We start from the raw sequence: 12,504 nt of genomic DNA, 5'->3' as shown, positions 1-12,504 counted from the left end.
CGCGTAGATGAATGACTATCTATTACAGAACCCGGCTTATAGACTAACTTCACCTTTTTTTTGACTTCGTCTTTTTCCTTGCCACCCCTCAAGGGGGTGCTAAACAGAGTACTGCGTTAGATTTTAAAAATACTTAGTCACATGGTTAACCCATGCTCCTGCATATTTCCAAAATCTGCCTTGTGGCAAGAAAAAATACTCGTCAAAAACTTGACTACATTATTGATTATTTTGTTGTAGAATAAAAGAATGATGTTTATTCAGAAAATATTTATTATTGTCTTATTGGGCGTATCAGCCAGTGTCCATGCTGATAAGTCAATCTTATTTCAAGATCAAAATATTACCATCTATACTGATAATTCAGTAGTTTATGCCGATGGCAGTGTGCCAAAATTTAAGCCGTCAAGCACTTGGGTGGAAGAGGATTATTTTACTCAGCAGGAAAAATACTGCGAGGTTGATTCAGTTTATAAAGACAAGCTTAAGAAGTTATCTCAAAGTTTTAAAAACCGCTAAATCCATACCATTCTGGAAAGAGGACTAAACTGGTTAAAACACTCACTTGGATAATAATAAAAGGCATAACTCCTTTGTAAATATCAGTGGTTTTGATTGAGCTGGGTGCGACGCCTTTGAGATAAAACAAGCTAAATCCAAAAGGTGGTGTCAGGAATGATGCTTGCAGATTCATAGCAATCAAAATAGCAAACCACTGCATATCGATACCTAATGACAGTGCAATTGGATAAAAAATTGGCACAATAATCAGTGATATTTCTACGAAATCAATAAAAAATCCCAAGATAAGAATGATCAACATTGAAATAAGAATAAAGCTCATTTCTTTGGCTGGCAAACTCATAATAAATTCTTCAACCAGTGTGTCACCACCACTGTAAGTAAACACCATGGAAAAGGCTGTAGCACCCACCAAAATTGCAAAAACCATTGAGGTAACTTTAACTGTTTCAATGCTTGCTGAGCGAACCATGCTCCAGTTTAGCCTTTGGTAAATAAAGGATAATACAAGTGCACCAACTGCGCCAATTGAGGCGGATTCAGTTGGTGTGGCAATGCCAGAAAATATTGATCCAAGTACAGCAATAATGAGCGAAAATGGCGGCACAATAGCTTTTGCAACTAATATGTATTTTTGAGTATTGGATAAATGATGATTTTTACTGACAAAAGCGGGTGCAGCAGTTTTGTCAAAATGGGCGACAATCAACACATACAAAATATAGCCGCCAACCAAGACCAGCGACGGCATTACCGCACTTCGAAATAAATCCCCAACAGGTACGCCCAACACATCTGCCAAAATAATAAGCACAATAGAAGGCGGAATGATTTGCCCCAAGGTTCCTGAGGCGCAAATAACCCCGGTGGAAAGTGTTTTTTTGTAATTATGCTTAAGCATCACAGGCAGAGAAATAACTCCCATAGCAATAACGCTAGCACCAACCACACCGGTAGACGCTGCTAGTAGTGACCCTACTAGAATGGTTGAAACCGCTAAACCGCCTCGAATGCCACCAAATAAATCTCCCATTGCTTCCAATAATTGTTCGGCTAATTTGGTCTTTTGCAGGACGATACCCATAAAGATAAATAACGGAACCGCCATTAAGATGGTGTTCTGCATGACACTCATAATGCGATAAGGTATAAATCCAAATAGATCAATACCTTCGGTGAGCGTGCCAAAAATAACAGCCACACCCGCAAAAGTGAATGCCACTGGAAAGCCAATCATGAGCAGCATCAAGGTGATGCCAAACATAATTAAGCCAATCACACATCACCTCGAACGAACTTCTTGTAATTGTCCAGTACAAATAAAGATCCGGAGATAATAACCAAGATGAAGCTTATTGGAATAACACTTTTAATAATAAAACGGTGTGTTAATCCACCAGGATCACCACTTTGCTCGTTAATTGTATAAGCGCCATAAGCAAAATCAAGACCGTAATATGTAATTAAAAGACTGATGGGTAGAATGAAAATAACAAAGCCAATCATATTGATCAAAGCTTGTTTTTTTGGTAATAGATTGGCATAAAAAATATCGACTCGCACATGTGCATCTTGTTGCAATGTGTATGAAATACCGAGTAAAAAAAGCGAGGAAAATAGGTGCCACTCCATTTCCTGCAAGGCGATAGATGAATTATTGAAGGCGTAACGAAGTACAACATCAATAAAGACATTAAAGATTGTAAGCAATAAAAGCCCGATGGTTAGATTTTCTAACCATCGGGTATAGATTGATCGAATCTTAGTTACCTAAAGAATTTAAGTAGGATTGATCAGAGATTTGAGTCCAGGCACGTGCCTTGGCCAAGTAAGCCTGCTGAGAGTCAATAATCTCTTTAGCAACAGGATCTGATTTAGCACGCTCCTCTAGCAACTCAGAATTAGCCTTTCTTAAAGCGTCAAAGACTGGCTTAGGGAAAGTTTTAACTTTGATATTTGGATAATCCTTCTTCATATCTGCCCAGTTTTTAGCGCTGGCATGTTCTGAATGTGCATACATATCATAAGCAGAAAGCTTCATGGCATTGGTTAGAATGTCTTGCAAGTCTTTTGGCAGTGAGTTTAATTTTTTCAAATTGATTAAGAATTGCAACTCTGTTGCTGGCTCATGCCAACCGGTATAGTAGTACGGCGCAACCTTATGAAAGCCCATGCGTAAATCAAGTGAAGGACCTACCCATTCTAGCGCATCAATTGTACCGCGATCAAGTGCTGTGTAAAGCTCACCTGCAGGTATGTTGGTTGGTTTAGCACCTACTTTAGCCATAACGTCACCCGCAAATCCAGGAATGCGCATTTTTAAACCTTGAAGGTCTTCAACAGTATTGATTTCTTTTTGAAACCAGCCACCCATTTGGTTGCCAGTATTACCACCAATAATGGATTTCATGCCATGTTTAGCATAAACCTTATCCATTAATTCTTGGCCGCCGCCATACTCAAACCAAGCGTGTTGCTCGGAGGCTGTCATGCCAAATGGCATGGTGGTAAAGTATAGTGTATTGGCATCTTTACCTTTCCAGTAGTATGATGCGGAATGACCTAAATCATATTGACCAGATTTAACAAAATCAAAAATACCCAGTGCTGATTTATGTTTATTTTTTGAGTCAATTCTAATAGCTAGACGACCACCTGACATATCATGAGCTAATTGAGCAAATTTCTTGGTGGCATCACCAAAAATAGGGAAATTACTCGGCCAAGTTTCAGCTAATGTCAAGGTATAGACTTTACTATCCTGCTTTGCACTCACGGTTTCTTTATCGTCATCAAACCAGCCAGAGTGGGCGGTTGTTGCAGCAACAAAAGCAGTTGCAGCGAATAACTTTATAAATTTTTTCATATTTCTCCTCTAGAGTTATGTTGTTTGTTTGAGCTGTGCCAAAACGGCACGGTCATTAGAATTATAGTCCTTGAATGTTTGTATGTTGATAAAATTTTTGGATAATAATTCGACAATTATTAATTGTTGATTGTGCCCATGTTCTAAGAGTAAAAAGCCATTTTTATTGAGATAATCAGGCGCTTGATCAATGATAATTCGAATATCATCTAAGCCATCTTTTCCGGCTGTGAGTGCGGTAATTGGCTCATGAGTTAAGTCGTTAAGATAAGCGTCGCCTTGCTCAATATAAGGTGGGTTGGATATGATTAGATCAAAGGTTTGGTTGGGTACAGCATCAAACCAGCTACCTTGTGCAAAGTTAATATCAGTAGTTGCATTTTGTTGGGCGATCTCAATCGCTGCAGATGAGAAGTCTGTCCCAGTAACAGCCCAATGAGGATTTTTATCCGCTAAAGTAACAGCAATAATTCCACTGCCAGTTCCCATATCTAGTAGTTTGCAGGTTTGATTTTTTGGGAATAAATCTAGTGCAATATCAATCAGTAGCTCGGTTTCTGGCCTGGGGATAAGTGTGTCAGGTGTGACTTTAAAATCTAAATGATAAAAGCCTTTGTTGCCACTAATATAGGAAAAAGGCATGCCATCTATGCGTTGTTGTATAAATGCATCCAATGTTTGCTGTTCAGTGGGCGTTAGCTGATATTCATTTTGAGTGATTAGCTCGACATTGCTTTTATTAAGCACTAGAGACAACAGTGGCGCAATATCAATCGCGCCACTGTCAAGGTATTGTTGAATGGTTTTCAAAGCTTATAAGTTAACCGTTGTTAAGCCTAAAGATTTCCAAGCATTCATACCACCGCGGTAATATTTAATCTTGGCAGCAGGGTAGCCGTATTTTAGTAGTGCTTTAACAGCTGCTGGAGTTTGTCCACACCAGATGCCGTTACAGTACATAACTAAGGTTTTAGCATAAGAAAAATCAAACACATCATCTGCTTGTACACCCATTTGGTCTTCCATAATTTCTAGCGCTTTTTCTTTATTTTTAAATTGAGTGTAAGGGATGTTGATTGCTGTTGGAATGGCGCCTGTAAACACCAGCCAATTAGGGGTTCGAGTGTCAATTACTAAAATTGATTCATCGCCATCTGAGCGTTTTTTAACATAGTCAATAACATCAAGCTCGTCAATGGTTTCAACAAGATGCGGTGCAAATGGATGCATTGGCTGAACTTTTCCACGAGTTGTTCTAAGATAAAAATCAGAAATTTCATTATCCTGATCTTGATTACGCTGCAGTTTTACAACCTTATCCTGGTGATTTATATCAATAGAAATCACACCCGGTGTTATAAATACATCTTTAGTTGCTTCACCCTCAGCACTTACATTTAGGGTAAGTGCCGTTATAAATAAAACTAGTAGTTTTTTCATTTCTCTCCTCTTTTTTTTAAGCTTTTTTCAAATCAAAATAATTTTTAGCAGCCACAATCAACCCTAAGCCGATAAAAGCGCCAGGCGGCAAAATAGCAAGCAGTGTACCTTGGTAGTCATTAAAGACGGTAACGCTGAGCGTATCACCTAAAGAGCCCAGTATTAAGCTAGATTGATCAAATAAAGTTCCAGAACCAATCAATTCGCGCATGGCACCCAAAATAATCAAAATAATAGAAAATCCAATACCCATCATTAGTCCGTCAAGGGCAGACTTCCCCCAGCTATTCTTACTGGCATAAGCTTCTGCACGAGCTAAAATTGCACAATTAGTAACGATCAGCGGTACAAAAATACCCAAAATCAAATACAAATCATAAAAGTATGATTGCATTAATAGCTCAACAATGGTCACAAAAGAGGCGATTAATAGTACGAAAATTGGGATACGCACTTCTTTGCGAATTTGATGGCGAAAAATTGATACTGTCACGTTTGATGCAATTAAAACGAAAGTGGTGGCAAGACCAAGACCAATCGCATTGACAATATTGTTAGTTACCGCTAACAGTGGGCACAAGCCTAACAATGCTACTAAGGCTTGATTATTGGTCCATAGGCCATTTTTGGCAATTTTAAGATAATCATTCATAAGCCTTGATTATATCAACAACCCTGGGGCGGTAAACGCTTAAAGATTGGTCATTATTAAAATTTGTGAAATTTTTAAAAATAACCAAAAGTATTGTTATAGCAATTAAAGATGGGGCTTAATAATGAGGTTTTATCCAAAAAAAACCCCGATTAACGGGGTTTTTGGGTGATTTAAACGTCTTAAATGACGTTAAGCTGGCTGATTTGCATTATTTCCAATATTTTTTAATTTAAGAAAATACAATTTCATTGTTAACCACATCCGTTTTAATGGTTGCACCTGGTAAGAATTCACCGGCTAAAATCTTTTGTGATAAAGGGTTTTCCAGTAATTTTTGAATGGTGCGTTTGAGTGGTCTGGCGCCAAATACTGGATCATAACCTCTGTCTACTATGACATTCATCGCCGCTTCATTCATCTCTAACTTAAGATCTAGAGCCGCTAATCTAGAAGATAAAATTTCAATTTGAATCTTGGCAATGCCTGCAATTTGATCTTTTCCTAGGCTATTGAAAGTAACAATTTCATCAATACGATTAACAAACTCAGGTCTAAAGTGCTCACCAACTAATTTGATTAACTCAGCTGATACATCTTTGCCTGGATTCTCTTGAATCAAGTGAGAACCAAGATTTGAAGTCATCACAATAACGGTGTTTTTAAAGTCAACCGTACGCCCCTGTCCATCAGTCAAGCGTCCATCATCTAATACTTGCAAAAGAATATTAAATACATCAGGATGGGCTTTTTCAACTTCATCTAGCAGGATAATTGAATATGGCTTACGACGTACTGCTTCGGTTAAAACACCGCCTTGCTCATAACCCACATAACCAGGAGGTGCGCCAATCAAACGAGAGACAGAGTGTTTTTCCATAAACTCACTCATATCCACTCGCACAATAGCTTGCTCGGTGTCAAACAAGAAATCTGCCAAAGCTTTAGTAAGCTCAGTTTTGCCCACACCCGTTGGCCCCATAAACATAAATGAGCCATCTGGGCGATTTGGATCAGACAATCCTGCGCGTGAGCGACGTACTGCATCAGCAATAACTTTAATGGCTTTATCTTGACCAACCAGACGCTGATGAATGATGCTTTCCATTTGCAAGAGCTTGTCTTTTTCACCTTCCATCATTTTATCCACTGGGATGCCAGTCCAGCGCGCTACAATATGAGCAATTTCATCTTCAGTGACTTTGTTTCTAAGTAGAGTCATTTCCTCGGTATCGGCATTTTCTGCTTGTGTAATTTTTTGCTCTAATTCAGGAATAATGCCATACTGGAGTTCACTCATTTTAGCCAAGTCATTATTTCGATGAGCGTTTTCTAGTTCAGATTTTGCCTGCTCTAGCTCCTCTTTTAAGTGATGAGCACCTTGCACGACTAATTTCTCTTTTTTCCAAATTTCATCAAAATCAGCGTATTCTTTTTCAAGATTTTTAATCACCGACTCTAGCTCTTTAAGACGCTCTTTAGAGGCCTTATCTTTCTCTTTTTTAAGCGCCATGCGTTCGATTTTAAGCTGTACCAATTTTCGGTCTAGTTTATCCATAGATTCGGGTTTTGAATCAATTTCCATGCGAATTTGTGAAGCGGCTTCATCGATTAAATCAATGGCTTTATCGGGTAGTTGTCTGTCGGTAATGTAGCGCGTGGAGTAAGTAACGGCTGCAATAATAGCAGGGTCAGTAATCTCAACACCATGATGGACTTCGTATTTTTCTTTTAACCCGCGCAAAATGGCAACTGTATCTTCCTCAGTTGGCTCATCAACCAATACTTTTTGGAAGCGACGCTCAAGCGCTGAATCTTTTTCAATATATTCACGGTATTCGTTTAAGGTGGTGGCGCCCATACAATGCAAATCGCCACGAGCCAGTGCCGGTTTTAGCATATTGCCCGCATCCATAGCGCCATCGCCTTTGCCTGCACCGACCATGGTGTGAAGTTCATCAATAAATAAAATCACTTGCCCTTGCTCAGCTTCCAACTCTTTAAGCACTGCCTTTAGGCGTTCTTCAAATTCTCCACGATATTTAGCACCTGCAACCAAAGAAGCCATATCAAGTGATAATAGACGTTTGCCTTTAATGCCTTCGGGCACTTCGTTGTTAATAATACGCTGAGCCAAGCCTTCGGCGATCGCAGTTTTTCCCACCCCAGGCTCACCAATTAGTACAGGGTTGTTTTTGGTGCGACGTTGTAATACTTGAATGGCGCGGCGAATCTCACCATCACGACCAATAACCGGATCAAGTTTGCCATCAATGGCCATTTGGGTCAAATCAGTTGTGTATTTGTTAAGCGCATCTCGCTGTGTTTCTGCATTTTGTTCGTTCACGTTTTGTCCTCCTCTAAGGGTTTCAATGGCTTTTGTTAGTGCTTCTTTATTAACGCCGGCATCTTTTAGTAGTTTGCTGGTTGTGTCTGATCCTTGAATAATTGCCAATAAAAATAATTCAGTTGATACATAAGCGTCGCCTTTATCTGTGGCTATTTTTTCAGTAGCAGTGAGTAGGCGTAGTAAGTTTTGAGAGATGCCGATATCGGTATTAGGATTATTAACAACTGCTAGATTTTGTATCTGCTGATCAATCTGGTTTTTAAGTGTGGTTGTGTCTATTTTGATTGAGGTCAATGCATTGCTCACACTGGAGCTGGAATCAGACAGCATAGCACTCAGAACATGCACACCTTCAATTGCACTGTTATTACTGCTAATCGCAAGCGATTGAGCGCTACCAAGATCTTGTTGAAATTGAGAGGTGAGTTTTTCAATATTCATAAGCTTTTATTACACTATTTTGTTTAAGTTAGTCTCTATCTATGGGATGATTAACGTTTATTCAAGTACCAAAATAAAATATTATGTTAAATTTAGTATTGTTTGAGCCAGAAATACCTAATAACACAGGCAGCCTGATCCGTCTTAGTGCCAACATGGGTGCCAGTTTGCATTTGATTAAACCTTTTGGTTTTGAGATTACCGATAAGCGGCTTAGACGTGCAGGGCTTGATTACAAAGAATTGGCGCAAGTGACTGAGTATGAAAACTTTGAGGATTATTTAGCTAAAGCTAAGCCTGAGCGTATTTTTGCAGTGAGTTCAAAAGTAAAAACAAACTATGCTGAAGTGGCGTACCAAGCAGGCGATTCATTTTTGTTTGGCCCGGAAACACGTGGCTTACCACAAGAGATTTTAGATCAATACCCAGGCATTACGCTACCTATGCAAGCAGGATCTAGAAGTTTAAATTTGTCTAATTGTGTCTCTATTGTGGCGTATGAAGCTTGGCGTCAAATTGGCTTTGTCGGCAAAGTCTCAAAATAGTAAGTAAAAGGCAATAAAGCCTGTATTGGTTATAAGCCCAATTAGTGGTAAGCTGAAATGATAGCGCCTGATATTTTTACTAGGTTTGGGTTGCTTTGCCTTGATAACCAGCAACGCAAGATGCATTAGTGAAAAAATAATTAAGATAAATAAACTGGTTAATTCTGCCAGTGTCATAATTGGCAACCAAAGCGCCAAAACATAAATAATAAGTACAACAATTAAAGTGGCGTAAACAGGGGTTCTGGTTGTTTTGTTAATGTTGCTCAATATACTAGGCAGCCATTTTTGCTTGCTCATGCCGTAGAGAACGCGAGAAGCCATAATAATTTGTATGAGTGCGCCGTTAATAATGGCAAGCATACCGATAACGGCAATTAAGTTGGGCGAAAGTCCGCTAAGCTGTTCGTAAATAAGCGCTAGTGGTGCTTGGTGTGCAGATAGGGCGTCTAGTGGTACGGCGCTAACAGCTACTAGTGACACCAATATGTAAATAACACTGGCAATAGCAAGAGACAGAATAATGGCTTTTGGCATATTTTTTTCTGGCTCAATAACCTCTTCAGCGACGTTAACCATATCCTCAAAACCAATAAATGCATAAAATGCCAAAAAAGAGCCTGCAAATATACCACCCCAAATGGCTAAATCGCCAAATTTAAAAGTGTTTAAATACGCTTGAGTGTCGATGTTATGGAGATAGTCACGACCAAACCAAATGATAATCAGTAATCCTGTAATTTCTATTAAGGTTAAAAGTGCAGCCACCTGGACGGATTCTTTAATACCCCAAATAGCTAAAACCCCTAATACTGTTAATAGCAGTGTAATCGTAACAAGGCTGGATAAATCAACAAAAATATCCAAATAACCAATAAAGCCAACAGTGATCGTGGCAGAAGATAGAACGCCCGTTATAACAATCATAATGCCGACTATAAAGGACAGGTGTCGATTGCCAAACGCTTTAAACAAATAAACCGCCTCACCAGCACTCACAGGATAACGCGATGATAGTTCGCTGTAAGTAAAGGCTGTTGTAACAACCAATAGCGATGCGACAAAAAATGATAACGGTGCCATCATGCCCGCTACACCTGAGACCTTACCAATTAGAACATAAATACCAGCGCCTAAAATATTGCCTAACCCGTAAAGTGTGAGTAATGGCAAAGTTAGGGTACGCTTAAGGGGCATGATTATTCCAGTATTGTTAGCGTGTAAGCGTTTGTGAAATCTTTAATATCGACGGCTTTTTTGCCAGCAAGCTGTACTTTTTCTAAACTTAGCGCACCATCACCCGTTGCAACAATGCAAACCCCTTTGCCGTATTCAGCCACTTCACCGGGTTTTGCGTCATAGGCCTTGCCTATGACGCAGGCAGATAAAATGCGTAACACTTTTGATTCGAATTTATTACTGCTCGCATTTGTTTGAGCAATTGGATAAGGGTTAAAAGCTCTAATTTGTTGGTTGATTTGTACGGCCGATTTTGACCAATCAATCCAGGCTTCATCTTTAGATAGTTTTTTGGCGTAGGTAATGCCCGCTTCATTTTGTGGGATTGGCGATAGGGTGTTAAGATTGGCTAAAGCTTTAACAATGCCTTGTGCACCGAGTATGGCTAGCTTGTCATGTAAAGATTGGGCAGTATCAGACTCAAGAATATCGCAAGTTTTTTCCAGCAAGATGTCGCCTGTATCTAAGCCTTCATTCATTTGCATAATGCCAATCCCTGTTTGCTTATCACCGGAAATAATCGCACGCTGAATCGGTGCAGCCCCGCGCCAACGTGGCAGTAGCGAGGCATGAATATTAAGACAGCCGTATTTAGGTGTCTCTAACACCTCTATTGGTAAAATTTGCCCGTAAGCTACCACCACCATCACATCAGCATTTAAGCTGGCTAATTGTTGTTGAGCTGTCTTATCTTTTAGGCTTTCAGGTTGAAAGACCGGTAAGTTGAGTTCAAGTGCTTTTTCTTTAACGGGGCAGGCAGTTAATACACGACCACGACCCTTGGGACGGTCGGGCTGGCAATATATACCAACTAATTTATGCTCACCTTGAGCAAGCGCTTCGAGTATGCCAACTGAGAATTCAGGCGTACCCGCAAAAATAACCCGCATTAGATTAAGTTTTTTCTGGCAGTCTTAATGGCGTATTTAACTTGATTAGGCGAAGTTGCACCTAGGTGGTCACGCGCACAAAGTGAGCCTTCTAATGACAAAATATCAAACACATCGTTTTCAATGCGATCATCAAACAGTTGTAGCTCTTCTAAGCTGAGCTCTGCCAAATCTTTTTGGTGCTCGATGCCGTAAGAAACGGACTTACCAACAACCTCATGTGCATCTCTAAAGGCTAAACCTTTGTTGACTAGATAATCGGCCAAATCAGTTGCTGTAGTGTAGCCTTTTTTGGTTGAGTTATACATGGTGTCACGTTGCGTCTCGATGGTTGGTACCATATCAGCAAATACACGCAGGCAAGCTTTAAGAGTATCAACTGTATCAAACAATGGCTCTTTGTCTTCTTGATTGTCTTTGTTGTAAGCCAAAGGTTGAGATTTCATAATGGTGAGCATGGAGGTTAAATTGCCATACACGCGCCCTGTTTTTCCACGCACAAGTTCAGGTACATCAGGGTTTTTCTTTTGTGGCATGATAGAGGAGCCAGTGCAAAAGCTATCTGGTAGCTCTATAAAATTAAACTGCGCAGAAGACCATAAAATTAACTCTTCTGAAAAGCGTGATAGGTGCATCATAATCATGCTGGCAGCAGACAAGAACTCAATGGCAAAATCGCGATCACTAACGCCATCAAGTGAATTTAAGCAAATGCGATCAAAATTCAGTAGTTCGGCAGTTCTTTCACGGTTTATTGGATAAGTAGTTCCTGCTAAGGCAGCAGAGCCTAGCGGCATGGAGTTCATACGCTTACGACAATCAACTAAGCGTTCGCCGTCTCGAGTTAGCATTTCAAAATAGGCCATCATATGGTGGCCAAAACTCACAGGCTGTGCTGCTTGGAGATGAGTAAATCCTGGCAAGATGGTGCTGGCTTCTTTTTCTGCTAAATCGAGCAAGGCCTGTTGTAAGCGATTAATCTCAACTAGAATATCATCAACTTGATCGCGCAGATATAGGCGAATATCAGTCGCTACTTGATCATTGCGAGAGCGGCCTGTATGGAGTTTTTTGCCCGCATTGCCAATCAATTGCGTGAGACGTGATTCAATATTCATATGCACATCTTCCAGTGCAACAGACCATTCAAACTTACCTGTATTGATTTCTTCCAAAATTTGATCCAGACCCGTTAGAATTTGGTCTTTTTCGTCTTCGGTTAATAAGCCTACTTCTTGCAACATGGTGGCGTGCGCTCTAGAACCGGCAATGTCGTATGGGGCTAAAATTTTGTCAAAAAAGACAGAAGCACCAAAAATTTTGACAAATTCATCAGTTGGCTCGCTAAAGCGTCCACCCCAAGATTGATTCGTGTGTGTTTGGCTTGAATTTTGTGTGTTATTGGTCATAATTTTGCACTAAGTTGTTTGTTAATTTTTAGAGTAGAGCTATCAATTAGCTTGTCAAGATCGGTCCAATAATAATCTTCATTGGTAACGCCTAAGACTTTTTCCAAAACCACGCCATAGTTGTCTACCAACATAACCGTTGGAAAGAAA

12 protein-coding genes are annotated in these 12,504 nt (G+C 39.9%); 2 read left to right on the top strand and 10 right to left on the bottom strand.

Features of this window, described 5'->3' with window-relative positions:
• Positions 1-249: 249 nt before the first annotated feature.
• Positions 250-519 (top strand): hypothetical protein, encoded by a 270-nt coding sequence (locus ABNR88_RS06015; RefSeq protein WP_348670173.1) that lies wholly within the window; start codon positions 250-252, stop codon positions 517-519.
• Here ABNR88_RS06015 and ABNR88_RS06010 read toward each other — a convergent pair.
• From ABNR88_RS06010 to clpB, 7 genes are all read right to left on the bottom strand, one after another.
• Positions 506-1,801: a TRAP transporter large permease subunit gene (locus tag ABNR88_RS06010; RefSeq protein ID WP_291929071.1), complete on the bottom strand. Its 1,296-nt coding sequence runs from the start codon at positions 1,799-1,801 to the stop codon at positions 506-508. The two genes, ABNR88_RS06015 and ABNR88_RS06010, sit on opposite strands and share 14 nt — an antisense overlap.
• On the bottom strand, positions 1,798-2,232 hold the full coding sequence (locus ABNR88_RS06005; RefSeq protein WP_291929068.1) for a TRAP transporter small permease subunit: 435 nt from the start codon (positions 2,230-2,232) through the stop codon (positions 1,798-1,800). The genes ABNR88_RS06010 and ABNR88_RS06005 overlap by 4 nt, the downstream gene beginning before the upstream one ends.
• Positions 2,233-2,284: 52 nt before the next feature.
• Positions 2,285-3,388 carry a TRAP transporter substrate-binding protein gene (locus ABNR88_RS06000; protein WP_291929065.1) on the bottom strand — a complete coding sequence of 368 codons (1,104 nt, stop codon included), beginning with the start codon at positions 3,386-3,388 and terminating at the stop codon, positions 2,285-2,287.
• Positions 3,389-3,403: 15 nt separating this feature from the next.
• Complete coding sequence (gene prmC, locus ABNR88_RS05995) at positions 3,404-4,198, bottom strand: peptide chain release factor N(5)-glutamine methyltransferase (protein WP_348670172.1); 795 nt, start codon at positions 4,196-4,198, stop codon at positions 3,404-3,406.
• 3 nt (positions 4,199-4,201) lie between these two features.
• On the bottom strand, positions 4,202-4,828 hold the full coding sequence (locus ABNR88_RS05990) for a rhodanese-like domain-containing protein (RefSeq protein ID WP_291929062.1): 627 nt from the start codon (positions 4,826-4,828) through the stop codon (positions 4,202-4,204).
• Between the two features lie 16 nt (positions 4,829-4,844).
• A complete protein-coding gene (locus ABNR88_RS05985) occupies positions 4,845-5,480 on the bottom strand; it encodes an electron transport complex subunit E (protein WP_291929059.1) in 636 nt (211 codons plus the stop codon).
• 232 nt (positions 5,481-5,712) lie between these two features.
• Positions 5,713-8,271, bottom strand: coding sequence for an ATP-dependent chaperone ClpB (clpB, locus tag ABNR88_RS05980; RefSeq protein WP_291929056.1), 2,559 nt, complete (start codon positions 8,269-8,271; stop codon positions 5,713-5,715).
• Between the two features lie 83 nt (positions 8,272-8,354).
• Here clpB and ABNR88_RS05975 point away from each other — a divergent pair, with 83 nt between their 5' ends.
• Positions 8,355-8,816, top strand: a complete 462-nt coding sequence (locus tag ABNR88_RS05975) for a tRNA (cytidine(34)-2'-O)-methyltransferase (RefSeq protein ID WP_291929053.1) — start codon at positions 8,355-8,357, stop codon at positions 8,814-8,816.
• On the opposite strand, the gene ABNR88_RS05970 is transcribed toward ABNR88_RS05975, so the two are convergent.
• The 3 genes from ABNR88_RS05970 to argH are packed head-to-tail and all read right to left on the bottom strand — an operon-like array spanning position 8,808 to position 12,354.
• Entirely contained in the window at positions 8,808-10,013 is a 1,206-nt protein-coding gene (locus ABNR88_RS05970; RefSeq protein ID WP_053951798.1) for an amino acid permease, read from the bottom strand. The genes ABNR88_RS05975 and ABNR88_RS05970 overlap by 9 nt on opposite strands.
• Positions 10,014-10,015: 2 nt before the next feature.
• The gene (fmt, locus tag ABNR88_RS05965) at positions 10,016-10,945 is read right to left on the bottom strand and encodes a methionyl-tRNA formyltransferase (RefSeq protein ID WP_291929048.1); all 930 of its coding nucleotides are present in this window, start codon (positions 10,943-10,945) and stop codon (positions 10,016-10,018) included.
• Positions 10,945-12,354, bottom strand: a complete 1,410-nt coding sequence (argH, locus tag ABNR88_RS05960; protein ID WP_291929045.1) for an argininosuccinate lyase — start codon at positions 12,352-12,354, stop codon at positions 10,945-10,947. The genes fmt and argH overlap by 1 nt, the downstream gene beginning before the upstream one ends.
• Between the last annotated feature and the right edge of the window lie 150 nt (positions 12,355-12,504).

Origin of the sequence: uncultured Candidatus Thioglobus sp. (genome assembly GCF_963981275.1) — a bacterium.
Classification (GTDB): Bacteria; Pseudomonadota; Gammaproteobacteria; order PS1; family Pseudothioglobaceae; genus Thioglobus_A.
Note: the sequence above shows the minus strand (reverse complement) of the source record. Positions and strands in the feature narration are given on the sequence as shown.

What these genes read in the sequence shown, in the direction of transcription:
- ABNR88_RS06000 (WP_291929065.1), bottom strand. Translation starts at nt 3,388, where the DNA reads ATGAAAAAATTTATAAAGTTATTCGCTGCAACTGCTTTTGTTGCTGCA.
- ABNR88_RS05975 (WP_291929053.1), top strand. Translation starts at nt 8,355, where the DNA reads ATGTTAAATTTAGTATTGTTTGAGCCAGAAATACCTAATAACACAGGC.
- ABNR88_RS06015 (WP_348670173.1), top strand. Translation starts at nt 250, where the DNA reads ATGATGTTTATTCAGAAAATATTTATTATTGTCTTATTGGGCGTATCA.
- fmt (WP_291929048.1), bottom strand. Translation starts at nt 10,945, where the DNA reads ATGCGGGTTATTTTTGCGGGTACGCCTGAATTCTCAGTTGGCATACTC.
- clpB (WP_291929056.1), bottom strand. Translation starts at nt 8,271, where the DNA reads ATGAATATTGAAAAACTCACCTCTCAATTTCAACAAGATCTTGGTAGC.
- ABNR88_RS05985 (WP_291929059.1), bottom strand. Translation starts at nt 5,480, where the DNA reads ATGAATGATTATCTTAAAATTGCCAAAAATGGCCTATGGACCAATAAT.
- ABNR88_RS05970 (WP_053951798.1), bottom strand. Translation starts at nt 10,013, where the DNA reads ATGCCCCTTAAGCGTACCCTAACTTTGCCATTACTCACACTTTACGGG.
- argH (WP_291929045.1), bottom strand. Translation starts at nt 12,354, where the DNA reads ATGACCAATAACACACAAAATTCAAGCCAAACACACACGAATCAATCT.
- ABNR88_RS05990 (WP_291929062.1), bottom strand. Translation starts at nt 4,828, where the DNA reads ATGAAAAAACTACTAGTTTTATTTATAACGGCACTTACCCTAAATGTA.